Annotated in this window: 19 protein-coding genes; 6 read left to right on the forward strand and 13 right to left on the reverse strand. The window is 65.5% G+C overall.

Going from position 1 to position 22,785, the window contains the following annotated elements; translation table 11 throughout:
- Window positions 1-112: 112 nt before the first annotated feature.
- Together BSQ44_RS14940 and BSQ44_RS14945 are read right to left on the reverse strand one after the other, a co-directional pair.
- Window positions 113-544 (reverse strand): BA14K family protein, encoded by a 432-nt coding sequence (locus BSQ44_RS14940; RefSeq protein ID WP_072605548.1) that lies wholly within the window; start codon window positions 542-544, stop codon window positions 113-115.
- A gap of 272 nt (window positions 545-816) precedes the next feature.
- Window positions 817-2,799, reverse strand: a complete 1,983-nt coding sequence (locus tag BSQ44_RS14945; protein ID WP_072605550.1) for a bifunctional 2',3'-cyclic-nucleotide 2'-phosphodiesterase/3'-nucleotidase — start codon at window positions 2,797-2,799, stop codon at window positions 817-819.
- A gap of 213 nt (window positions 2,800-3,012) precedes the next feature.
- Between BSQ44_RS14945 and BSQ44_RS14950 the strand changes: the two genes are divergently transcribed.
- Both BSQ44_RS14950 and amt read left to right on the forward strand, forming a co-directional pair.
- Window positions 3,013-4,335: a mechanosensitive ion channel family protein gene (locus tag BSQ44_RS14950; protein WP_072605552.1), complete on the forward strand. Its 1,323-nt coding sequence runs from the start codon at window positions 3,013-3,015 to the stop codon at window positions 4,333-4,335.
- A 176-nt stretch (window positions 4,336-4,511) separates the two neighbouring features.
- A complete protein-coding gene (gene amt / locus BSQ44_RS14955) occupies window positions 4,512-7,763 on the forward strand; it encodes an ammonium transporter (RefSeq protein ID WP_210187879.1) in 3,252 nt (1,083 codons plus the stop codon).
- 3 nt (window positions 7,764-7,766) lie between these two features.
- Here amt and BSQ44_RS14960 read toward each other — a convergent pair whose 3' ends face one another.
- Window positions 7,767-8,240 (reverse strand): Lrp/AsnC family transcriptional regulator, encoded by a 474-nt coding sequence (locus BSQ44_RS14960; protein ID WP_072605554.1) that lies wholly within the window; start codon window positions 8,238-8,240, stop codon window positions 7,767-7,769.
- 148 nt (window positions 8,241-8,388) lie between these two features.
- Between BSQ44_RS14960 and ald the strand changes: the two genes are divergently transcribed.
- Window positions 8,389-9,507 (forward strand): alanine dehydrogenase, encoded by a 1,119-nt coding sequence (gene ald, locus BSQ44_RS14965; protein WP_072605556.1) that lies wholly within the window; start codon window positions 8,389-8,391, stop codon window positions 9,505-9,507.
- Between the two features lie 99 nt (window positions 9,508-9,606).
- On the opposite strand, the gene BSQ44_RS14970 is transcribed toward ald, so the two are convergent.
- The 5 genes from BSQ44_RS14970 to BSQ44_RS14990 all read right to left on the reverse strand — a co-directional run bounded on the left by BSQ44_RS14970 (window position 9,607) and on the right by BSQ44_RS14990 (window position 13,440).
- Window positions 9,607-10,077, reverse strand: coding sequence for a DUF1203 domain-containing protein (locus BSQ44_RS14970; protein WP_072605558.1), 471 nt, complete (start codon window positions 10,075-10,077; stop codon window positions 9,607-9,609).
- A gap of 100 nt (window positions 10,078-10,177) precedes the next feature.
- Complete coding sequence (locus BSQ44_RS14975; RefSeq protein ID WP_072605560.1) at window positions 10,178-10,708, reverse strand: GNAT family N-acetyltransferase; 531 nt, start codon at window positions 10,706-10,708, stop codon at window positions 10,178-10,180.
- A 2-nt stretch (window positions 10,709-10,710) separates the two neighbouring features.
- The gene (gene sseA, locus BSQ44_RS14980) at window positions 10,711-11,565 is read right to left on the reverse strand and encodes a 3-mercaptopyruvate sulfurtransferase (protein WP_072605562.1); all 855 of its coding nucleotides are present in this window, start codon (window positions 11,563-11,565) and stop codon (window positions 10,711-10,713) included.
- A gap of 97 nt (window positions 11,566-11,662) precedes the next feature.
- The gene (locus tag BSQ44_RS14985; protein ID WP_072605564.1) at window positions 11,663-12,406 is read right to left on the reverse strand and encodes an alanyl-tRNA editing protein; all 744 of its coding nucleotides are present in this window, start codon (window positions 12,404-12,406) and stop codon (window positions 11,663-11,665) included.
- Window positions 12,406-13,440: a cysteine synthase A gene (locus tag BSQ44_RS14990; protein WP_072608084.1), complete on the reverse strand. Its 1,035-nt coding sequence runs from the start codon at window positions 13,438-13,440 to the stop codon at window positions 12,406-12,408. Before BSQ44_RS14990 ends, BSQ44_RS14985 begins: the two co-directional genes overlap by 1 nt.
- Before the next feature lie 264 nt (window positions 13,441-13,704).
- On the opposite strand from BSQ44_RS14990, the gene BSQ44_RS14995 reads away from it, so the two are divergent.
- Entirely contained in the window at window positions 13,705-14,685 is a 981-nt protein-coding gene (locus tag BSQ44_RS14995; protein ID WP_114579978.1) for an alpha/beta hydrolase, read from the forward strand.
- Here the strand turns inward: BSQ44_RS14995 and BSQ44_RS15000 are convergent, their stop codons facing one another.
- A complete protein-coding gene (locus tag BSQ44_RS15000) occupies window positions 14,686-15,516 on the reverse strand; it encodes a universal stress protein (protein WP_072605566.1) in 831 nt (276 codons plus the stop codon).
- Between the two features lie 71 nt (window positions 15,517-15,587).
- Window positions 15,588-16,358, reverse strand: coding sequence for a competence/damage-inducible protein A (locus BSQ44_RS15005; RefSeq protein WP_072605568.1), 771 nt, complete (start codon window positions 16,356-16,358; stop codon window positions 15,588-15,590).
- Between the two features lie 205 nt (window positions 16,359-16,563).
- Between BSQ44_RS15005 and wrbA the strand changes: the two genes are divergently transcribed.
- On the forward strand, window positions 16,564-17,163 hold the full coding sequence (wrbA, locus tag BSQ44_RS15010) for an NAD(P)H:quinone oxidoreductase (RefSeq protein ID WP_072605570.1): 600 nt from the start codon (window positions 16,564-16,566) through the stop codon (window positions 17,161-17,163).
- Window positions 17,164-17,317: 154 nt separating this feature from the next.
- Here the strand turns inward: wrbA and BSQ44_RS15015 are convergent, their stop codons facing one another.
- Window positions 17,318-18,289 (reverse strand): glycerophosphodiester phosphodiesterase family protein, encoded by a 972-nt coding sequence (locus BSQ44_RS15015; protein WP_072605572.1) that lies wholly within the window; start codon window positions 18,287-18,289, stop codon window positions 17,318-17,320.
- 292 nt (window positions 18,290-18,581) lie between these two features.
- Here BSQ44_RS15015 and BSQ44_RS15020 point away from each other — a divergent pair, with 292 nt between their 5' ends.
- Complete coding sequence (locus tag BSQ44_RS15020) at window positions 18,582-19,538, forward strand: alpha/beta fold hydrolase (protein ID WP_072605574.1); 957 nt, start codon at window positions 18,582-18,584, stop codon at window positions 19,536-19,538.
- A 464-nt stretch (window positions 19,539-20,002) separates the two neighbouring features.
- On the opposite strand, the gene BSQ44_RS15025 is transcribed toward BSQ44_RS15020, so the two are convergent.
- Together BSQ44_RS15025 and BSQ44_RS15030 are read right to left on the reverse strand one after the other, a co-directional pair.
- Window positions 20,003-20,926, reverse strand: a complete 924-nt coding sequence (locus BSQ44_RS15025; RefSeq protein ID WP_072605576.1) for a glycosyltransferase — start codon at window positions 20,924-20,926, stop codon at window positions 20,003-20,005.
- A 438-nt stretch (window positions 20,927-21,364) separates the two neighbouring features.
- A complete protein-coding gene (locus BSQ44_RS15030; RefSeq protein ID WP_072605578.1) occupies window positions 21,365-22,777 on the reverse strand; it encodes an amidase in 1,413 nt (470 codons plus the stop codon).
- Window positions 22,778-22,785: the final 8 nt, after the last annotated feature.

Genomic DNA, 22,785 nt, shown 5'->3' on the forward strand with positions numbered 1-22,785 from the left:
CAGGGCCGGTGCGCGACGAAATCACCGTTTTCCTCATGCAATCCAGGCACGACGCGACGAAGCCCGGCCAAGGCCAGGCTTCACGATCTTCTCGAAAAGCTGGTGCCGGAACTTACCGGTAGGGCGACCGGCAATAACGGCGCGGGCCGTGATACGGCTGGAACGTGTCGGAGTGGACGTCGTAGGACCGGTACCGGCGCAGGCACCAGTCGGCATGGGCGTCGTAGCCGCGGTAGTACCGCTGGCGATAGACCGGCGCCGGTTGCTGGCTCGCAATGATGCCGGAGATGATCGCGCCTGCAACCAGCTTGCCGACGATCGGCCCGAAATCATTGTGCCGATGCCGGTAGTAATGCCGCGGACCGTGGTTGCGCCAGTGGCGACGCTGACCGTAACGCCTGTAGTCGACCTTAACGACGCCGTCCGACGCGCCTACGGTCGAAACGCTCGGCTTCGAAGGCACGGACATGGCGGAAGCAGGCGACATCGCTCCCATGGTGAGCGTGATCGCCGCGACGCACATCGCCGACAGTATCCTGTTCATCCCTACCTCCTCGGGTTCGTGAACGGAACCATACTATCAAGCAACAGCACCTCGCGGAAGCAACGGAAGAAAGAATATCCTCTGCCGCAAGAGCCCTCTTAGAACTGCGTTCAACTGAGCCTAATCGGCCGGGACCACGCCGGCTGCCGGATGTTTAGGGGAGCAAAACTCCACCGACCGAACCTGCACGTTTTATTCCCGTGAATTCTCCGCCGACCAATGGAAAAAGGGCCGCGACATGCGGCCCCTTCTCGATCCGGATAAGACTGCAATTACAGCGTAATACGGTACTTCGCAAATCCGTCGGCGCCCTCGCCCGCCGGCTCGATGTTCACGCCCTTGACGTCGCTCAGGTACTCCTTGGCGCGCGGTCCCGTCTCGAAGACCACGGTCGTGTTCTCCAACGGGGCGAAATGCCAGTTGGCGTCGGCCGACGGATTGATGGTGCCCTGATCGATGATGTACCGCACGATCACGTCGCGGTTGGTGTCGGGTGCGGCGAAGACGACCTTTTCGCTGGTGATGCCCGGGAAGTTTCCGCCGCCGCCGGCGCGGTAGTTGTTAGAAGCGACCACGAACTTCTGCTCCGGATCGATCGGCTTGCCGTCGAACTCGAGGTTCTTGATGCGGTTGGCGTCCGCGTTGATGACCGCGCCGGTCTTGTCGTACTTCATCGGCTCCGACAGGTCGATCTCGTAGGTCACGCCGTCGATGATGTCGAAATTGTAGGACGGGAAGTCGGTGTTGAGCAGCGGGGCGTCCGTCGCGCCGGGCTCGACCTGGTTGAACATGCCGGCCGACATCTCCAGCCAGTTCTTCACGTCCGCGCCGGTGATCACCACAGCCTGGACCGTGTTAGGGTAGAGGTAGAGGTCGGCGACGTTCTTGATCGCCACGTCCCCCGCCTTCACCTCGGTGAAATACTCCGGACCGCCGCGGCCGCCGGCCTTGAAGGGCGCCGCCGCCGAAAGCACCGGCAGGTCCTTGTACTCGGTCTCCTTCAGCATGTCCTTGATGTACCAGGTCTGCGCCTGGCTCACGATCTGTACCGACGGATCGTCGGCAACCAGCGCGAAGAAGGAATGCAGCGGCGCCGAGGTCTGGCCGACCGAGGTGCGGACGTATTCGAGCGTCGCCTCGTGCTCGTCCTTGGCCGCGGCGAGGACCGCCTCCTTACTCTCGACCAGCGGGACGATCTTGCGGTCCTCGGTACGCTCGTAGATCGGCCGCGCCTCGGTGGTGAAGTCGGCGATGCGCCAGCTATTGCCGTCCTTTTCGAGCAGGAGGTCGATGAGGCCCATGTGCGACCCCCAGAATCCGCCCATCACGGCCGGCTTGCCCTGCAGCGTGCCCTTGACGGGATCAACGCCCTCGATCGCGTCCCAGGATTTCGGTCCGGGGAAGACGAGGTGCTGGTGGCCGGTCATGACGGCATCGATGCCCTCGACGCCCGCGAGATAGAGCGAGGCGTTCTCCATCCGCTCCACCGGGCCGCTGCCGTCGATACCGGAGTGCGAGAGCGCGATGACGATGTCGGCGCCCTCCTCCTTCATCGCCGGCACCCAGGCCTTGGCGGCCTCGACGATGTCGCGGGTCTGCGCCTTGCCTTCTAGGTGGCGGACGTCCCACACCATGATCTGCGGCGGCACGAAGCCGATGAAGCCGACCTTGACCGGGCTTTCGTTGCCTGCGCCATCCTTCACCATCTTCTCGAGGATGACGTAGGGCTTGAAGAACAGTTCGTCGTCCTTCGGATCGGAGGCCAGCTGGCCCTTGGTGAGGTTGGCGCAAACCCATGGGAAACCCGCGCCGTTCACGACGTTGAACATGAAGTCCAGGCCGTAGTTGAACTCGTGGTTGCCGAGCGTGCCGACGTCGTAGCCCAGCACGTTCATCGCCGCGATCACCGGGTGCGTGTCGCCTTCCTTCATGCCCCGCTCGTACGCGATGTAGTCGCCCATCGGGTTGCCCTGCAGGAAGTCGCCATTGTCCACCAGCATCGAGTTGCCCGCCTCGGCGCGGACCGCGTCGATGAGCGATGCCGTGCGGGCAAGGCCCATCGTGTCGTTCGGTTTGTCGGCGTAATAGTCGTAGGGATAGACGTGGACGTGGATGTCGGTCGTTTCCATGATGCGCAGGTGCGCCTGGTTGGCCTGGGCGCGCGCCGCGAACGGGTGCAGCACGACGAGGCCGCCGACGGCGGCCGCGCCCGAGAGGAAGGATCGCCGCGACATGCGATGGATGAGGGTGGACATGGTTGCCTCCTGGAAGCGCTCTACATTCCGATGATGAGCCGGCTTTGCGAGCGGAAATTGTCGCGCCGGTAGCATTCCGAGTCCAGCAGATTCAAACGACACGTTCATGACGATGCGGCAGCGCCGGTTTGTCGCGCCGCCGGGCGCGCGCTAAGTATCTCAGGGCGGCGGCAGAGCAGGCCCGCCGCGGTTGCGGCAGGAACGGGACCACGAATGGATCTGGACGTCGGGGCCATCGCCGAACGAATTGCCGCCTACCTCGATCGGTGGGCGGTGTATGCGACCGACCCTTGGCTCGCGTATCAGGTCGCGCTGATCGTTGTCCTCTTCATCGCCGCGAAGGTATTCGGCCGGAAGATCGAATCCCGTCTCGAGAGCCGGGCACGCTCCATCCGCGGTCATCCCGGTCTGCTCCGCGTCGTCGTGGCGACCATGCGCCGATCCGACTGGATCCTGTTCGTCGTTTTCATGTTCGTGGCGATCACGGTCATGCGCGCCGCGACGTGGCCGAGCCGCAGTTGGCTTCTGGCCATCGCGCTGTGGCTGGCGCTCACCTGGGTCGTTGTCGCCATCCTCTCGCGGGTGATCCGCAATCGCCTCGCCGCGCGCGCCGTCGCGTGGATGGTCTGGATCTACGCCGCCCTCGCCATCCTCGGGCTCCACGATCGCGCCGCGCTCTTCCTCGACAGCCTCGCCATGCCGGTCGGCGAGGCCCGGATCTCGGTGCTCACTGTCGTCAAGGTCACGGTCCTTCTGACCGCCGCCATCTGGATCGCCACCGTGGTCGGCAACTACTTCGACGAGCGGGTCCAGAAATCGGCCGATCTGACGCCCTCCATCCGGGTGCTGATCGGCAAGGTCGCCAAGTTCGGCCTGATCATCATCGCCGGCCTCGGTGCGCTGACCGCCGTCGGCGTCGACCTGACGGCGCTGACGGTTTTTTCCGGCGCGGTCGGTGTCGGCCTGGGCTTCGGCCTCCAGAAGGTGGTGTCGAACTTCATCTCGGGCGTCATCATGCTCATGGACAAGTCGATCAAGCCCGGCGACACCATCTCGCTCGGCGAGACCTTCGGCTGGATCAGGGAGCTTCGCGCCCGCTTCGTCTCCGTCGTGACGCGCGACGGGCGCGAATACCTCATCCCAAACGAGGACTTCGTCACCCAGCAGGTCATCAACTGGTCCTTCAGCGACGAACTCGTCCGCCTCGACGTGGCGTTTGGCGTTTCCTACGACGCCGACCCGCACGTGGTGTCCGAACTCGCCATCAACGCGGCGATGACCGTCGGCCGCGTCGAGGCCGCGAGGCGCCCGGTCTGCTGGCTCACCGGCTTCGGCGAATCCTCCCTCGATTTCGTCCTGCGCTTTTGGATCCACGATCCCCAGCAGGGCCTCACCAACGTCAGGGGCAAGGTGCTGCTTGCCCTGTGGGACGCGTTCAAGGAGAACGGCGTCCAGATCCCCTACCCCCACCGCGAAGTCATCCTGACGCGACGCGGCGCCGGACGGACGGGCGACGGAAATTTGCCGAACGATTGAGAACTGCCTGGCGACCCAGGGAGACGGCACAAGCGGCGCGCGCCCGTTCGATCGGCGCGCAGATGCCATTTTTCTGTGCAATTTCCGCAACATAAAGGCAGTCGTGCTGCGCTGCGATACACCCTTGGTTAATCCGAATCCGCTAATCTTGCCGCGGGTGGCATGGGGCAAGGGCAATGACGGTTGGCGCTTCTGCGGTCGCGGGTTTCCGCACGGTCTCCACGATGATCTTTATGCTGGCGGCGGCTGCCCCGGCGTCGGCGGCGGAGCTGACGCTGGAAACGCTCCAGAAGAATCTCGATCTCGTCTGGACGCTGCTGGCAGCCAGTCTCGTCCTGATGATGCAGCTCGGCTTCCTGCTCCTCGAAGCCGGGATGGTCCGCTCGAAAAACTCCATCAACGTCGCGCAGAAGAACCTTCTGGACTTCGCCGTTTCGGTCATAGCCTTCAGCGCCGTCGGTTTCATGATCGCCTTCGCTTCCGGCAATGGTTGGCCCTTCGGTATCGATGGCGACTTCCTCTTCCTCGGATCGCTCGATACCTGGCACGTCGGCTTCTTCGTCTTCCAGGTCATGTTTTGTGGAACGGCGGCCACGATCGTCTCGGGCGCGGTCGCCGAGCGGATGCGCCTCGTCTCCTACCTGCTCTGCGCAGCGGTCGTCGCGGGGGTCATCTATCCGGTTTTCGTCCACTGGGCCTGGGGCAATGCCGTCACCCCCAATTCATCCGCGTTCCTGGCGAACATGGGCTTCGTGGATTTCGCCGGCTCCACCGTCGTTCATGCGACCGGTGGCTGGGTGGCGCTGGCGGCATGTCTCGTGCTGGGACCCCGGCTCGGCCGGTTCGACAGTGCCGGAAAGCCGATACGCATTGCCGGGCACAGCCCCGTCTTGGCGGCTGCCGGTGCGTTTGTCCTGTTCGTGGGATGGATCGGCTTCAACGGCGGCTCGACGATCGGGGTAAAGCCGGCGATCGCCCATATCATCGCCAACACCGTCCTGGCCGCCGGCACGGGCGGTCTCGCCGGCTATGTCGTCGGCTGGTACAAGGACGGCGTCGTGCTTCCGGAGCAGACGCTCTCCGGGATGCTCGGCGGGCTCGTCGCAGTCACCGCCGGCTGCATGGTGCTCGATCCTTTCGGTGCGCTGGCGATAGGTCTCATCGGCGGACTGGCGGCCATATGGGGCAACAGCGTCCTCGAGAACGAACTCGGGATTGACGACGCTGTCGGCGCGATTGGCGTCCATGGCTTTGCCGGAATGGCCGGAACCATCGGCCTCGCGCTCTTGGCGCCGCTCGAGAACCTGCCGCTGGCCTCCCGGTGGGACCAGTTGCAGGTTCAGGTGACGGCGGTGACGGTCAACTTCTTCTGGACCTTCGGAACCGGCTACGCCTTCTTCTGGACTCTGAACCGCTACTTCCCCATCCGCGTCACGCGGGAAGCCGAGCTGATCGGGCTCAACGAGGCCGAGCACGGCACGCGCATGGGGGTCGTGCACGTCGAACGCGCGCTCCAGACGCTGGTCAGCGGCAATGCGGATCTTAACATGCGGCTCGAACTGAAGCCCGGCGACGAGTCCGAAACCCTGACCCGCCTGTTCAACGACCTCATGGAAAACATTCAGGCCGAGGAAGCCGCGCGCGCCCGAGCCAAGTCGATGATGCGCGACGCCGAGGAAGCGGAGCGCCTGTCCGCGCTGGCCGCCGCGACCTTCGAGGCGATCTGGATCCTCCAGGACGGCCGGATCGTCGACGGAAACGTCAAGCTCGAGGAACTTCTTGGCGAACCTATCGCCACGCTGCGCGGTCGCCCCGTCATCGAACTCTTCGCTCCGCAACATCGTGCATCCGTGCGCGAAGCGATGCTGAAGCCGGTCGCCGATCCCTACGAGGCCGAGATTGTAATGGCCGACGGCACCTCGATTCCAATGGAACTGCGCGGTCGCGAGATCGTCTATCGCGGCGAGCCCTCCCGCATCGGCTGCCTTGTAGATCTGCGCGAGCGCAAGAACGCGGAAGCCCGCATCCGCCACCTCGCCCTGCACGATCCCTTGACCGGTCTGCCGAACCGCGCCCTGTTCAACGAACGGCTCGCCTCGATGGCGAAACGCGCCAGCGACGCCAACGGCCAGGGCGCCGTCGTGCTCATCGACCTCGACCGCTTCAAGGACATCAACGACATCTACGGCCATCCCGCCGGCGATCTCGTGATCAAGACGTCCGCCGACCGTATCTTGGCCCTGGCGGGGAACGACGGCGTCACGGTGGCGCGACTGGGCGGCGACGAGTTTGCCGTGCTGATGTCCGGCCTGGCATTCGGAAACCTGGCGGCGGACTTCGCCTTCCGCGTCGTTACGCAACTGATCCAGCCGATCACGCTGGAGGACGGCCGCCCGGTTCGTGTCGGCGCCAGCGTCGGCGTCGCCCTGTGTCCCCGCGATGGCAACGACCCCGCGCTGCTCGTCTCGCGCGCCGACACCGCCCTCTACCATGCCAAGAACACCGGCCGGAACAACTACTGCCTGTTCGAACCGGGAATGGACGCCTTCCTGGAAAAGCGCAAGCTGCTGGAAACCGACCTCGGCCTCGCGCTCGAACGGGACGAGTTCGAACTGCATTTCCAGCCGCGCGTCAGCGTCGAGCAGAGCCGCATCGTCTCCTACGAGGCCCTCGTCCGCTGGCGGCATCCAGAACGCGGCCTCGTGAGCCCCGCGGACTTCATTCCGATCGCCGAACAGGGCGGCAAGATCGTCGCCATCGGCGATTGGGTGCTGCGCACCGCCTGCCTCGCAGCGCAGAATGAGTTCGGCGCAGCGCGCGTCAGCGTCAACGTCAGCCCCGTCCAGTTCCGTCAGAAGAGCTTCGTCGAGAGCGTCGCCGCGATCCTGGAGGAAACCGGGCTGGCGCCGGGACGGCTCGAGATCGAGATCACCGAAGGCGTGCTGATCGACGACGACAACCGCGCCGGTCTCATCCTCAAGCAGTTGAAACAGCTCGGCATCACGATCGCCCTCGACGACTTCGGCACCGGCTATTCCTCCCTCGGCTATCTCAGCCGTTTCCCCTTCGACACCATCAAGATCGATCGCTCCTTCGTGCGCGAACTCACCTCGTCCGAAAACGCCCGCGCCATCATCAATACCATCGTCGGGCTGGGCTGCGGCCTCAGGATGAAGGTCGTCGCGGAAGGTGTCGAAACGGTGGAGGAGGCCGCCATTCTCGCCATGAGCGGATGCAACGAGCTGCAGGGCTTCCTTCTGGGACGCCCCCTGCCCATCGGTGAGATGTCTGCGGACGCCGATCAGGAAGTCGCTTCGATCATCGCCCAGGCCCGAGACATGCAGCCGGAGATGGCGAACCGGCTACGCTCCATCGCGCAGGACATGAGCACACGGTCCGCCGAGACACCGATCCGCAAGGCGGGCTGACCCTCAGGCCGTTTCGGGCCTGATCCCCATAGATGTCCGGTCGACGACCTCGCGCAACGCGAAAGACGAGTTGATCTTGATGACGTGGGGCATGGCGGTCAGCCATTCCTTGTGGATGCGCTCGTAGTCCTCCAGATCCTTGGCGGCGATGCGCACGACGTAGTCGTATTCGCCCGACATCAGGTGGCAGGAGAGCACGTTCGGGCAGCGTTTGATCGCGGCTTCGAATTCGGCCAGCGACTTCTCGAACTGTCCCGAGAGCGAGATGTGCACGATCGCCGTCATCCTGTGACCCAGCGCCCCGTTCGACAGCCGCGCGTGATAGCCCTCGATCACGCCGCTCTTCTCCAGCTGGTCCAGCCGCCGCGAACAGGCCGACTGCGACAGGCCGATCTTCTCGGCGAGCGCGGAATTCGAGATCCGGCCGTCCTTCTGCAGCGTATCGAGGATGGCGAAATCGATCCTGTCCAGCGCCATTGCCCCCATTTCCTTCGAGATTTCGCTTCCCTTCCGCAATTATTAGCGAAAACGGGATGCCCGGACAACCATCTTCGCAAACACATTCGGCGCGAGCCGTGTTCTAATTGTTGCATTCATCAAATTCGCCCGTCCCGAGGAGGAAATCATGCGCGTCGGCTGCCCGAAAGAGATCAAGAACCACGAATACCGGGTCGGCCTGACGCCGGGTTCGGTTCGGGAATATGTCGCGCACGGCCATGAGGTCCTGGTCGAGACCGGCGCGGGCGCCGGCATCGGCGCCGACGATAATGCCTATCGCGCCGCAGGCGCCTCCATCGCCAAGACGGCCGAGGAGGTCTTCGCCAAGGCCGACATGATCGTGAAGGTCAAGGAGCCGCAGCCGGGCGAATGGGTGCAGCTGCGCGAAGGCCAGCTCCTCTACACCTATCTCCACCTCGCCCCCGATCCGGAGCAGACAAAGGGCCTCGTCGCCTCGGGCGTCACCGCGATCGCCTATGAGACCGTCACCGACGACCGCGGCGGCCTGCCGCTGCTCGCACCGATGTCGGAAGTCGCCGGACGCCTGTCCATCCAGGCCGGCGCCACCGCGCTGCAGAAGGCCAATGGCGGTCGCGGCGTGCTCCTCGGCGGCGTTCCGGGCGTGCTGCCGGGCAAGGTCGCCGTCATCGGCGGCGGTGTGGTCGGCCTGCATGCGGCCAAGATGGCGGTCGGCCTCGGCGCCGACGTCACCATCATCGACCGTTCGATCCCGCGCCTGCGCCAGCTCGACGACATCTTCAACGGCCGCGTCCACACCCGCTATTCCACCGTCGAGGCGCTCGAGGAAGAGTGTTTCTCCGCCGACATGGTGGTCGGCGCGGTGCTCATCCCCGGCGCCGCGGCCCCCAAGCTGGTGACGCGCGAAATGCTGTCGGGCATGAAGAAGGGCGCTGTGCTGGTAGACGTCGCGATCGACCAGGGTGGCTGCTTCGAGACCTCGCATGCCACCACCCACGCCGAGCCGACCTACGAGGTCGACGGCGTCATCCACTACTGCGTGGCCAACATGCCGGGCGCCGTTCCGGTCACCTCGGCCCACGCGCTCAACAACGCCACGCTCTACTACGGCCTCCAGCTCGCCGACAAAGGCATGAAGGCCCTGGTCGACGATCCGCACCTGCGCAATGGCCTCAACGTCCACAAGGGCCGCATCACCAACCGCGCCGTCGCCGACGCTCTCGGCTACGAGATGGCCGAGCCGCAGGCGGCGCTCAAAGCGGCCTGATCCCGAAAAGAATCTTCCGCGAGACACCTCCCCTCGCGGAATTCTCGCCCGCCGGTCGCACCACCGGCGGGCTTTTCTTTGCCCGCTCCGGCCGACCGCTCAGCCCCTGTCGATGCGGCACTGGTAGCAGTTGTTGCGCGCCGAGCGCATGTGCAGATAGGCGATCTCCGGCCGCGCCAGCAATTCATGCACGCGCTGGCAGATGCGGTTCGAGGCGACCACGCCGCCAGTGCCGTAGACGATTCGGTCGTCATGGCCGTAGCCGCGCACGATGTAGTCCGGCGTCGCCTTAAAGAGGTCGGGCAGGACGTCCGTTTGGGCGGCCGGCGCGCATCGTTCCGCATGCAGGAAGATCGGACCGGTTTCGGCATAGGGCTGCAAGGCCGGAAACGGACGGTAGGCGAGCACGAGATACGGTTCGCCCTTGGCGACGTTTCTCAGGCAATGCCGGCAAGGCACGCCGTCGCCGTCGGAGATGCGCCGCTCGGGCGGCAAGCCGTAGGCATCCGGCGCACCGTCCTGAAGCGCGCGCACTTCGTCGGTTGGAAGCGGTCTGAAGCGGATCGTCATGGGAACCTCGTCTGTCTTACGAGGCTCTCCATCTATCGGCACGGATAGCGGCCGGCCACCCGAAACCCGCATCGGCCGGGTTGGCCAAATGCCCGGGTAGCTAGTCCCACGCCTCGATCTGCTCCTCCGACCAGGCAACGGGAACGAAGCCCATCTTCTGGTAGAGCTGCAGCGCGCGCGGGCTGTCGAGCGAGTTGGTCTGGATGATGACCCTGCGCGGATCGTGGACCCATGCGCCGTAGATCGCGCATGACAGGAAGAAGCGGGAGAGGCCCCTGCCTTGGAACTCCGGCACCAGCCCGAAATATTCGATCTCGGCCTGATGCGGCAGGCGCGACAGGTCGAGTTCGAAGAACCCGGCCGGGCTGCCGTTGGCATAGAGCACCTCGATCTCGGTCGACTTCGCGTGGATCGCGGAAGCCAGCGCGGCGTCCTTCATCGTGCGGCGCATCTGCCAGTGGTGCGGCCGCCCCACCTGTTCGTAGAGATACCGGTAGAAGTGCAGCGGCATCTCTACGGCGCGCATGACCGCAAGCGCGTTGCCCATCGGCGCCGGTACCCGGCGAGACGGTCTCTGCGTCATCTCCAGATGCGTGATGCGCGCGGTCAGCATGCGGGGTTGCCCGTGCATGGTTACGCCTTTCCCGTCACGACGGGCGTATCGCCGCGGCTGCCCCATTCCGTCCAGGACCCGTCGTAGAGCCGGTTGTCTTCATGCCCGAGCGCGCTCAGCGCCAGAACCAGCGTCGCCGCCGTCACGCCGGAGCCGCAGGAAGTGACGACGGGACGTGACAGGTCCACCCCGGCTTGCTCGAAAGCGGCCTTCAGCTCTTCGGCCGGCAACAGGGCGCCGTTTCGCGAAAGCGCCAGCGCGGGCACGTTCCTGGCACCCGGCATGTGGCCGGACCGTATGCCGGTCCTGGGCTCGGGATCGGTTCCCTCGAAGCGGCCCGCCGGACGCGCGTCCACGACCTGCGCCGTCCCCTCGTCGACCACGGACCGCATCTCCGCGAGCGACGCCACCTTCCCTCTGTCAAAATCGACCTCGAACAGGCACGACGCAATCTTGGTCGGCTTGGCGGTCACCAGCCGCCCCTCGGCCTTCCAGCGGTCGATCCCGCCCTCCAGGATGAAGACCTTGTTCGCCCCCATCACCTTGAACATCCACCACACGCGCGGCGCCGAAAACACGCCCGGTCCGTCGTAAACGACGATCGTGTCGTCCTGCGAAATTCCCATCGATCCGGCAAAAGTCGCGAAGATCTCGGGCGACGGCAGGGTATGCGGCAGCTTCGAGTCCGGCTCGACCACCAGATCCTGGTCGAAGAACACCGCGCGCGGAATATGCCCCGCCTCGTACTCGCCCTTCGCGTCCCGCCCCTGCGCCGGCAGGTACCACGACCCGTCCACGACCGACAGGCCGGGATCGTTCAGGTGCTCGGCGAGCCATTCGGTGGTGACGAAGAAGTCGGTTCTGTCGGAGGCCATTTGTATCTCCCGGTCGTTCGCCCGCATATCGAGGTTTCGCAACCGGAAGATCAAGGGTCTGCCCGACTTAATCGTGCCGCCTCTCGGCAAGGCCTGCTCAGTTGGCCGGCATCGCCCCGAACCTGATCCTGAACCTGCGGTTCTCGCGGCCCTTCTTCTCGATCTTGCCGATGTGGATTTCGCCAACTTCCTGGGTCTCGGAGACGTGGGTGCCGCCGCAGGGCTGGCTGTCGATGACCGCGTTCTCGCCGATGCACACGAGCCTGATCCGCCCGGCGCCCAACGGCGGGCGAACGTTCTTCGATTTCACCAGGCCCGGATTGGCGTTCAGTTCCTCCTCGGTGATCCAGCGCGTGAAGATGGGGTGGTTGGCCGCAACGAGCTTCATCAGCTCTTCCGTCACGCCTTCCTTCGTCACGCCCGTGTCCGGAAGGTCGAAGTCGACCCGCGAATCATCCTCGCTCACCGCCGCGCCGGTGATCGGGAACGGGCACACGACGCTCAGCAGATGGCAGGCCGTGTGCATGCGCATCAGTCTGTAGCGGTGCGCCCAGTCGATGTGGAGGACGAGCGTCTCGCCCACCGCCGGAAGCGCCTGGTCAGGTGCGGGCACGTGGACGATCTCGTTCTTGGTCTCGCCGGTGATCGTGCCGGAAATGGCGATACGCGATCCGTCGGGCCGCTCGAAGAAGCCCGTATCGCCCGGCTGTCCGCCGGAGGTGGCGTAGAAATTGGTACGGTCGAGAAGGATCCCGCCACGGTCGTTGAGCCCCACGACCGTGCCTTCGGCGGTGGAGAGATAGGCGTCCTCGCGGAACAGGGCCTCGGTCGGAGCCGCCATCACGCCACCGCCTCGAACGGGACCGAAATGTCGGGCGTCCGCTCCATCCACTCGGGAACCGGCAGATTCTTGTCGCGCAGGAATTCCGGATTGAAGAGCTTCGACTGGTAGCGCGTGCCGTAGTCGCACAGGATCGTCACGATCGTATGTCCCGGCCCCAGTTCGCGGGCGAGCCGGATCGCGCCGGCGATGTTGATGCCCGACGATCCACCCAGGCAGAGCCCCTCCTCCTGCACGAGATGGAAGATGATCGGCAGGGCTTCCTCGTCCGGGATCTGGACGGAGAAATCCGGATCGAAGCCTTCGAGGTTGGCGGTGATACGGCCCTGGCCGATGCCTTCGGTGATCGAGCTGCCCTCCGACTTCAGGACGCCCTCGGTGTAGAAGGAATGGAGTGCCGCCCCGAGCGGATCGGCGAGCGCGATCTTCACCGCGCCGCTCTTGGCCTTGAGCCCTTCCGCGACGCCTGCCAACGTCCCGCCGGTGCCGACGGCGCAGACGAAACCATCCACCTTCCCGTCGGTTTCGCGCCAGATCTCCTCGGCCGTCGTCTCGACGTGGCCTTGCCGGTTGGCTGTGTTGTCGAACTGGTTCGCCCAGATCGCGCCGCTCCCGCTGGTCCTGGCCAGCTGCTCGGCCAGGCGGCCCGAGACCTTCACGTAGTTGTTCGGGTTCTTGTAGGGCACCGCCGGCACCTCGATCAGTTCGGCGCCCAGAAGCCGCAGCGCATCCTTCTTCTCCTGGCTCTGGGTGTCGGGGATGACGATAACGGTGCGGTAGCCGAGCGCCTTGCCGACCACGGTGAGGCCGATACCGGTGTTACCGGCCGTCCCTTCCACGATGATCCCACCGGGCTTCAATAGCCCCTTCTTCTCCGCGTCCCGGATGATGAAGAGCCCGGCGCGATCCTTCACCGACTGTCCCGGGTTCATGAACTCGGCCTTGCCGAGGATCTCGCAGCCGGTCTCCTCCGATGCCCGCTTGAGCCGGATCAGCGGCGTGTTGCCGATAGCGTCGATCACCGAGCGGTACATGGGATTTCCTTTTTCCTGGGCGCGCTCTGCGGCGCGCTCGAAGCTGTTGGTGGCGGCGAACCTTGGTCTAAGGAGCCCGGGCGTGCCTTTCAAGGAGCGATTTTCCGCCATTTCGCCTCCGGCGGCACGATCGTTTCCGATCCGCGCGGCGTGGGCGAAAAAAGGAGACATGCCCGCTTCGCATCCGCCCGCTTCCATGGCACATCCCAGCGGGAGAAATCATCGTTCATGGCCCGCACGCCGGGCTCATCGCCACGAGGACATATGAGACGGGTGGGTGTCGTTCTGATCGTCATCCTGGTGCTTGCCGCAGCTGCGACGGTCGCCTGGTTCGCGGGACCGCGTGTGTCACGCGACACCACCGTGACCTTCGACCCGGCCGCGATCGGCTACGATCTGGAAGCCTGGCTCGCGTCGCGAGAGGCGGCCGTTCCCGACATCCGGGAGGGTCATGCCAAGGAGGTCGTGTGGGCCTTCCCGGCCTCCCGGGCTCGCACGCCGCTCGCGATCGTCTACGTCCATGGCTTCTCGGCTTCGAAGTACGAGATCCGCCCGGTCCCCGACGAGGTCGCGAAGGCCCTCGGCGCCAACCTCTTCTACACGCGCCTGACCGGCCACGGCCGTGACGGCCCGGCCATGGCTGAAGCCTCCGTCAACGCCTGGGTCAACGACTTCGCCGAAGCTCTCGCGGTCGGCCATGCCATCGGCGAGAAGGTCGTCGTTATCGCGGTTTCCACGGGCGGTTCCATCGCGACATGGGCTGCGACCCGGCCGGAGTTCCGCGACCAGATGGCCGGGCTGGTGATGATCTCGCCGAATTTCGGCGTCCAGGCTGCAGGTGCGGGATTGCTCGCCGGTCCGTGGGGATTGCAGATCGCCCGGCTGGTCGCGGGCAGCGAGCGTGGCTTCGAGCCGGCCAACGAGGCGCAGCGGCGCTACTGGACGACGCGCTATCCGATCGAGGCGACGCTTCCCATGGCCGCGATCGTCGACATGGCCGCCTCCGCGCCGGTCGGGACGATCGACGTCCCGGCGCTCTTCATCTTTTCCGACAAGGACCAGGTGGTGCGGCCCGAGGTCACGCGCGCTATCGCCGAACGTTGGGGCGCTGCGCACGAGATCCTCGCGGTGGAAAGGAGCGACGACCCGTCCAACCACGTCATCGCCGGCGACGCGCTGTCGCCCTCCAACAACGACATGGTTGCCAAGGCGATCACCGAGTGGATCGCATCGCTGCCTGACTGATCAGCGGGCCATCAGCGTCAGGCAGGGCGGCTTGTCGATGATGGAACGGGTCGTGCCGCCGAAGAACATTTCCTTGAACCGCGAGTGGCTGAAGGCGCCCAGCACGAGCAGGTCCGCTTTCCTGTCCTCCACCACTCGCGACATCGCTTCGGCGACAGATCCCTTGCCGGAACTCGCGTCCTCCACCGTCACCGTGGCGCCGTGACGCGCCAGCGCCGCGGCGATCTGGTGGCCGGGACGCGCGCCCGGATCGACCGACCGCGCGGCCGGATTGACGGTCAGCACGATCGTCTCCTCGGCCGCCAGCATGAAGGGCAACGCGTCGAATGCGGCGCGCGCGGCCTCGCGCGATCCGTTCCAGGCGAGCATGACCCGCTTTGCCCGCACGTTCGCCGGCCGCTCGCTCGGCACGATCAGCACGGGGCGGCCGGCGCTCTGGATCAGCGTGTCGATGTCCGGCGCGCCGCCGTCGCCCTGTGCATTGCCCGCCACGACGATGTCGCCGCAACGCGCGCTCTCGAGTGCCGAGAGTGCACTGTCACCCGAAAACGTCCGCAGCGACCGCCATTCGGACGAGACGTCCTCGCGCCGCATCCGCTCCTCGAAAAGCTTGCCCAGCTTCTCCTCTCGGTCACGGTTCACGTCCTCGCCTGCGCCGATGATGGTCGCGTCCGGAAAACCCATCGGCGATGCGATCGGCATCGGCAGCGGTTCGGCATGCACGCCGACCAGATGGCCCTGCGAATCGCCGGCAAGGGCGACGGCCACGTCGAGCACCGCGGTGGCGCCCTTCTCGTCCTGCAGCACCGCAACGATCGTCTTGTAGCCCATGGCCTTCACTCCTCGCCCCCAACGCGACGAGCACCATAGCGCAATTCTCGGCGCGACAGAATTGTGGACGATCAGCGGGTCACGCGCGGCGCGCCGATGCCGGCGGAGGTGTCGGCCAGCCCCCCGACCATCCGTTCGATCGCCGCGCGCGCCGGCTCGAGGATTTCCTCCGACCGGGCCCGCACCACGAGTTCGGTCCAGAACGTTCCGTCCTGATACTTCGGGTAGGAGCCGATGATGGTTTGCGGGTGCTCCTTCTGGATCTTGCCCAGCGCGTCGCCGATGACGCCCTCGCCATAAGGGCAGTGGACGGTCGCCGAAATCAGCTTCGCACCCGTCTTCAGTGTCGGCACGACGTTGTCGAGCATCGCCTGGAAGATCGCAGGCACGCCTGCCATGACGTGGACATTTCCGATCCGGAAGCCGGGCGCCAGCGAGACCGGATTGTCGATGTGCTCGGCGCCGCGCGGCATGCGCGCCATGCGCTTGCGGGCTTCGGTGAACTCCATCTCGCGCTTGGCGTAGTTCTCCTCCAGCATGGCATAGGCCCGGCTGTCGTATTCGCACGGCACACCGAAAGCCTTCGAAATCGAATCGGCGGTGATGTCGTCATGCGTCGGCCCGATGCCGCCGGTGGTGAAGAGGTAGGTGTAGCGCTCACGCAGCGTGTTCACCGCCGCGACGATCTCGTCTTCCTCGTCCGGAACGATACGCACTTCCTTCAGGTCGATGCCGATCGCGCTCATGATGTCGGCGAGGTGGCCGATGTTCTTGTCCTTCGTCCGGCCGGACAGGATTTCGTCGCCGATGACGATCATGGCGGCGGTGACGATGTCGGTCATGACGGCTCCTCGCGGCGGGACGAACCGACATACAGCCGGCACCGGCCGACGGCAATGGCGCTCGATCTGTGAACGAACTGTGCGCCCGATGGGCCGTTCCTGTTGACGGCCACGTGCCCTAGATCAGGTGGATCGGGCGATTGCGGCCACTCCGGTCCGCCGGCCGCATCATTCAAAACGACACCACCGTCGAAGGAGAATTCTCATGGCGAAAGTACTCGTGCTTTATTATTCCAGCTGGGGACACATGGAAGCGATGGCGAAGTCCGCCGCTGATGGCGCCCGGGAAGCCGGCGCCGACGTCACCATCAAGCGTGTTCCCGAACTCGTGCCGGTCGAGGTGGCGAAGGCCGCCTACTACAAGCTCGACCAGGAAGCCCCGATCGCCGATCCCCTGGAACTCGAGAATTACGACGCCATCATCTTCGGCATCTCGACGCGCTACGGCGCAATGTCGGCCCAGATGAAGAACTTTCTCGACCAGACCGGGCCGCTCTGGGCAAAGGGGGCGCTGGTCAACAAGGTCGCCTCGGTCATGTCCTCGACGGCCACGCAGCACGGCGGCGCGGAGTTCGCGATCATCTCCGCCCAGGTCTCGCTCCAGCACCACGGCATGGTGATCGTGCCATTGTCCTACGCATATCAGGGCCAGTCCGGCAACGACGTCGTGCGCGGCGGTTCGCCCTACGGCATGACAACGACCTCCAACACCGACGGCTCGCGCATGCCTTCCGAGCAGGAGCTCGAAGGCGCGAAGTTCCAGGGCAAGCGCGTGGCAGAGATCACCGCCAAGCTGCACGGTTGAGCGTAGCGCGGCTGGGTGGCCGCGATACACAGCTCCCCGTCGTTCGGACGCGAAGGGGGTGGCCAACCGGCTGCCCCCGAAGGTCGCGGTCTACCGGATACCATGACCCCGGCAGTAACGCCCGCGGGCCCCGTCGCTTCCGGTTGCTGCAGGTTCAGTCTCGGCTCAGGAGCGGTCCGATAATCTCGATTCGATTGGTCCAGACGTAGCCGTCGAATCTCTCGGGAACGAAGTCTACCTGTGAGGGATCATCGATCCCCGAGGTGAATCCGCCGCCGCCATAGGGGCCGAGCAGGATAACTTCGCTACCGGCATCGCGCATGCGCTCGGAGAATCGGTACGGCCAGCCCCACATCATCCAGGCATAGTTCGCCGGCACGATCACCAGGGTGTCGGAGCACGCCCGGGGAACGATACCCGTCCATCCATAAGTCAGATACTGGGCGAGGCAGGAAACCACCGCCCTCTTGTCGTAGCCTCGCAACCCCTTGACGAGGCGAAGGGTCTCGCGCGTCGGGACGCCGCCGCCATACACCCCGAAAATCGCCTCCTGCCACTCCGGATGGCTGTTCAGCATATCGGCGAGGGCGACCGCCTCTTCCGGCCGTTCGCTCTTGAAATTGATCAGGAAGCGGCCTTCCGGAAACGCCAGCAAAACCTCTTCGAGAGACGGCATCAGCCCGACGCCCCTGCCCCTGAACGGATGGGTCTTGCCGCCATCGGCCGTGTAACCGTACCCGATGTCCAGCTCCTTCAGCCTTGCCATCTCCGTTTCCTGGGTGATGCCGGATCCATCCGTCCTGCAGTCGAGGGTCCAGTCGTGGAAGATGGCGAAACTGCCGTCCGGCGTCAGATGGACGTCGAGTTCCACGACGTCGGCGCCATAGTCCAGTGCGGCGCGCATGGAAGGCATTGTGTTCTCCAGGTACTCATGTGTCGGAGGCTCGATGAGTTTCGCCGTACAGGTGTCGTTCTCGAGGTTTTCGGACGCAAATGTCTGGTGGACGCCCCGGTGGGACAGGAGCTTGATCTCGCCTGCCTCCGGCACAGTTGCCAGCAGCGTCGTGTTCCAGGCCCAGACCGCGGCGACGAGGATCGCCGCTGCCGCCGACACTTTCCCGAGCACGAAATGCCTCCTCTTCGATCGGTCTCGATTCTAAGGCTCAATGAGGCCGGAGTTGGGGCATCGGCGAATTCCCTCCGCGAGCATACCGGGCACGAACCGTCGTCTGGCTCGCACCTCCGGGTGAGTGTTAACCTGCGATCCGGACGGTCTGGCGATATACCGCCGGGCCATCTTGCCTCCGCTTGGCCGTCACCGCGCGCGCGATCAGGCTATTGATCTCGGCGCCCCGGCAAGGCAGAGCTTGGTTCATCGACCCCGTGCCGCGCCGGCGCCCAGCCTGGAGACAGAGCCTATGGCCGTGCTGTTCTATGTCCTGCTCGCTGCCCTTCTGGCCGTCCTCGGATGGCTCGGCTGGAACATGCTGGCTTCGGGGAGGATCGCGGCGCGCTCCGAAAGCCAGATTCCGATGGCCGGAAAGACCATCTCGATCGGCGGCGACCGCATCCACTATGTCAACCAGGGCGCCGGCCGGCCCATCCTGTTCGTGCACGGGCTCGGCGGACAGCTGCACCATTTCCGCCATCCGCTCTTTCCCGCCATCGGTGACGGCTACCGTCTCGTCGCTATCGATCGTGCCGGTTCGGGCTATTCCACGCGCGTCTCCAGCGGCGCGCGCATTCCGGAGCAGGCCGAACTCATCGCGAAATTCATCGACGCGCTCGGACTTGAAAAACCGCTTCTCGTGGGCCACTCGCTCGGCGGCGCGATCGCGCTCCGCGTGGCGCTCGACCATCCGGAGAAGATTTCGGGGCTGGCGCTGATTTCCCCCCTCACCCACTTCATCCCGACGCCGCCGAAGGAATTCGGCGGCCTCTACATCCGCTCGCCGCTCATGCGGCGCGTGATCGCCGGTACGCTGGCCGTGCCGGCCTCGCTGAAGAACGCGCAGCAGACGCTTGATTTCGTCTTCGGACCCCAGCCGGTGCCGGCCGACTATGCGATCGCCGGCGGCGGCTATCTCGGCCTGCGCCCGAGCCATTTCCACGCCACCTCCTCCGATCTCGTGGCGGTGGAGCAGGACCTGCCGCAGCAGGTCGGCCGCTATGGAGAGGTCCGCATGCCGGTCGGCGTTCTGTTTGGCAGCCGCGACCGTGTCCTGAACCACACCCAGCACGGCCTGTCGATGCAGGGCAAGATCGAGGGCATCGAGATCGAGATTCTCGACGGCATCGGCCACATGCCGCAGTTCGTGGAGGCCGAGAAGGTCGCCGCCTTCATCCGCCGCATCGCCGATCGCGCCTTCGCTTGAAGATCGCGTGGCCGGCCGGCCGCTGGGGAGACACGTTCCGCGCGCATTTCCGCTTGGCTATCCGCGTCCCACCCATTAAGCCTCTGGGCACACGCGGGCGTGGCGGAATGGTAGACGCAACGGACTTGCGCGGAGGCTTGAGTGCTCGCCGGGAAACCGGCGATGCAGAACTGCTCAAAGTCGGGGAAACCTGTCAGATGGCGATCCCGAGCCAAGCCCGAGGGTCCTCGGGAAGGTGTAGAGACTAGACGGGCAGCACCTACCCCCCGCTCCCGCGGGGCACGGTGAAGGGATAGTCCAGACCACAAACGCCCTTCGGGGCGGCGGCGAAAGCCGTAGCTGGTACGAAAATCCGTAGGGGGCAACCCCGTGCCGGTTCGAGTCCGGCCGCCCGTACCACCCTCCAATGCGCGATTCACTCGCCTCCCGATGGCCTGATTATCCGAGGAGCTTCAGAGCGTCGGTCAGAGCTTCCCCATCGCACAGGCGAGGTAGAGCATTGTCTGCTCGACGGCCCTCTGCCGGTGCGCGCCCGAACGGCGCAGCGCGGCCAGGCGGTTGCCGACGGTCCCCTCGCGGGCTTGCTTGAAGTTCGAGAGGACCTCGCGCGCGTCGTCAGTCAGCATGTCGGCGATCGCCTCGAGCGCCTTGATGTTGATCGTGTTCCAGTTCCGAAACCGCCCGGCCGCGATGCGCCGGACCCGGTCGTAGCGCGCCCTCCAGGTGCTGTTGTCGCCGACGAGGTTGGCGCCGTGCTGCCGGTAGCCGAGCCCCGGCGTGGCGGAGTAATGGACCGTACCGCCGATCCCCGTGACGACCTGATAGCACCACCAGTCGTGGCTGACGAAGGCGGCCCGCCTGGATGCGGCCTGGACGACTGTGAACGCGGCGCGATTCATGACCATGGTGTTGCCGCCCGCGATGCTCTGGACCATGGCATTGCGGAAGCACGGCTCGCGCCGGAAAAGCGGGGAATAACCGATCGTTTCGCCGCTCTCGTCGATGAGCCGCGTGCGGGTGCAGAACAGCGACGGCCGCGCGGGATCCTGGGCGGTCAGCCAGGAAAGTGCAGCGGCGAGCTTGCCTTCCTCCCAGATGTCGTCCTGGTCGCTGAAGGCGAAGTAGTCGGCCTCGCTCCCGGTCGAGACGATGAGGCTGCGGAAATTCTCCGCGAACCCGCCCTGCGGACCGTCCTGCACGTGAACCTCGCCACGCTCCCAGGATTTTTCGAGACGTCCCAGAATCCGCGGCGTTCGGTCCGCCGACCCGTCGTCGGATATCCAGAGGTCGAGAGTGGACCCGTCCTGATAGGCGATCGTCTCGAGTTGCTGTTGAAGGAAGCGATCGCCGTTCCGTGTTGCCATCAGGATGGCGACATGATGGCCCATAGGGATCTCGCTTTCGACACTGCACTCATATTCCCGAACTGCGGCGCTCATTATATATTAGCCTTCGCCAATACAAAGGCGGCAAAATCGTGACTCTTCACGATACGGCGTGAATGAGAACCGATCCGGGCTCCTGTGAACTCCAGTGTACTCCGTCGCGTCAAGCACGGGTTTGTATAGGCCGGTGTTTTTCTTCAAGCGAGCTGATCTCGATCAATCCCGGGCCGGGCCGGAGATGAAGCGGGCTCGATCGTCACGAAAAACCTTTCTCGCCTGGCGGACATGGTTCGAATCGGCGGAAGATGCCCGCCTACACGCTCGCCGCCCGCCATGCAATGATGATGCCTGCGCGGCTGATCGTCGGGATGCCGGGGCATCTCTCCCGAAATGGGATCCGGTTTCACGAAAGGGAGCAGACCTGGAAGATCGCGGCGCGCTTCAGCCCGGACGCATGTGCGTCCACGGACGTGCACGCTCAATCTGGCCTGCCAGGGCGAAAAGAAGCCCTTCCTCGCCGCTGCGCGCGGCGAAATGGATGCCGAGCGGCAGCCCGTCTCGTGAAAGCGCGAACGGGACGGACATCGCGGGCTGGCCGGTCACGTTCGATATCCAGGTGAAGGGGATGAACTCCATCAAGCGCTGCATCCAGACCCCGACGTCGGTGATGTCGGAATCGTAGTAGCCCGTGCGCGGTGGCGGCGTCGCCAGTGTCGGCGTCAACCAGACGTCGTGATTCTCGAAAAACGCGGCAATGCGGCGGCTCTCGCGATGGATCGCCTGCAAGGAGCGGATGTAGTCGGGTGCCGGCATCGCCAGGCCGCGCTCGGCGACGGCGCGCGTCAGCGGCTCGATCAGTCCTTCCTCGGGCAGGACGCCGCCGGTCGCCCGTCCGACATTGACCATCGTGTTGGCCTGGAAGACGGCCGCGAACCCGGCCTCCGCCGCCGCGACGTCGAAATCGGGAGAGGCTTCCTCGACATGGTGGCCCAAACCCTCGCAGAGCCGCGCCGCCTCGCGCACCGCTTCGGCGCATTCGGGATCGACGTTCGCGCCGTTGGGCGCTGTCGTCGAGAACGCCACCCGCAGGCGCGCCGGGTCCTCGCGAGCCTCCTGGAGATAGGGCCGCGCGGGCGGCGCCGGGGCATAGGGGTCGCCCGGCAGCGGACCGGCGGTGGCGTCCAGCAGTGCCGCGCTGTCGCGCACCGACCACGTCACCGCGTGCTGGCTCGCCAGGCCGGCCATGCCCTCGCCCCCTTCGGGCCCGGCCGTGATCCTGGCGCGCGTCGGCTTCAAGCCGAAGAGCCCGCAGCAGGAGGCCGGGATGCGGATGGAGCCGCCGCCGTCCGTCGCGTGCGCCATGGGAAGAATTCCGGCCGCCACCGCCGCGGCCGAACCGCCGCTCGACCCTCCCGGCGAGTATTCAAGGTTCCACGGATTGCGCGTGGGGCCGAACAGATGCGGCTCCGTCACCGGCTGCAGCCCGAATTCCGAAGAGTTGGTCTTGCCGACGACGACCAGGCCGGCCGCCCGGCACCGGCGCACGAGTTCGCTTTCGGCGGTCGAGCGGTTGTGCTCATAGAGCCGGGAGCCGAGCGTGGTGGCAGCGCCGCGCACGGAGACCACCAGTTCCTTGAAGAGATACGGGACGCCTCGGAAGGGTCCGTCAGGCAACCCTGCCCCGATGGCCTCCCGCGCCTCGTCGTAGAGCGTCGCCACCACGGCGTTGAGTTGCGGGTTGCGGGCCTCGATCCGCTGGATCGTCGCGTCGAGCACTTCCGTTTCCGTCACATCCCCGGCCCGGATGCGCTCGGCGACGCCGAGGGCGTCCATCTCTTCCAGTTCGTCGGACATGAAGCCCT

Source organism: Aquibium oceanicum (assembly GCF_001889605.1).
Taxonomy (GTDB): domain Bacteria; phylum Pseudomonadota; class Alphaproteobacteria; order Rhizobiales; family Rhizobiaceae; genus Aquibium; species Aquibium oceanicum.

Coding starts and splice junctions, on each gene's coding strand:
- BSQ44_RS14940 (WP_072605548.1), bottom strand. CDS start 544: ATGAACAGGATACTGTCGGCGATGTGCGTCGCGGCGATCACGCTCACC.
- BSQ44_RS14945 (WP_072605550.1), bottom strand. CDS start 2,799: ATGTCCACCCTCATCCATCGCATGTCGCGGCGATCCTTCCTCTCGGGC.
- BSQ44_RS14950 (WP_072605552.1), top strand. CDS start 3,013: ATGGATCTGGACGTCGGGGCCATCGCCGAACGAATTGCCGCCTACCTC.
- amt (WP_210187879.1), top strand. CDS start 4,512: ATGACGGTTGGCGCTTCTGCGGTCGCGGGTTTCCGCACGGTCTCCACG.
- BSQ44_RS14960 (WP_072605554.1), bottom strand. CDS start 8,240: ATGGCGCTGGACAGGATCGATTTCGCCATCCTCGATACGCTGCAGAAG.
- ald (WP_072605556.1), top strand. CDS start 8,389: ATGCGCGTCGGCTGCCCGAAAGAGATCAAGAACCACGAATACCGGGTC.
- BSQ44_RS14970 (WP_072605558.1), bottom strand. CDS start 10,077: ATGACGATCCGCTTCAGACCGCTTCCAACCGACGAAGTGCGCGCGCTT.
- BSQ44_RS14975 (WP_072605560.1), bottom strand. CDS start 10,708: ATGCACGGGCAACCCCGCATGCTGACCGCGCGCATCACGCATCTGGAG.
- sseA (WP_072605562.1), bottom strand. CDS start 11,565: ATGGCCTCCGACAGAACCGACTTCTTCGTCACCACCGAATGGCTCGCC.
- BSQ44_RS14985 (WP_072605564.1), bottom strand. CDS start 12,406: ATGGCGGCTCCGACCGAGGCCCTGTTCCGCGAGGACGCCTATCTCTCC.
- BSQ44_RS14990 (WP_072608084.1), bottom strand. CDS start 13,440: ATGTACCGCTCGGTGATCGACGCTATCGGCAACACGCCGCTGATCCGG.
- BSQ44_RS14995 (WP_114579978.1), top strand. CDS start 13,705: ATGAGACGGGTGGGTGTCGTTCTGATCGTCATCCTGGTGCTTGCCGCA.
- BSQ44_RS15000 (WP_072605566.1), bottom strand. CDS start 15,516: ATGGGCTACAAGACGATCGTTGCGGTGCTGCAGGACGAGAAGGGCGCC.
- BSQ44_RS15005 (WP_072605568.1), bottom strand. CDS start 16,358: ATGACCGACATCGTCACCGCCGCCATGATCGTCATCGGCGACGAAATC.
- wrbA (WP_072605570.1), top strand. CDS start 16,564: ATGGCGAAAGTACTCGTGCTTTATTATTCCAGCTGGGGACACATGGAA.
- BSQ44_RS15020 (WP_072605574.1), top strand. CDS start 18,582: ATGGCCGTGCTGTTCTATGTCCTGCTCGCTGCCCTTCTGGCCGTCCTC.
- BSQ44_RS15025 (WP_072605576.1), bottom strand. CDS start 20,926: ATGGGCCATCATGTCGCCATCCTGATGGCAACACGGAACGGCGATCGC.
- BSQ44_RS15030 (WP_072605578.1), bottom strand. CDS start 22,777: ATGTCCGACGAACTGGAAGAGATGGACGCCCTCGGCGTCGCCGAGCGC.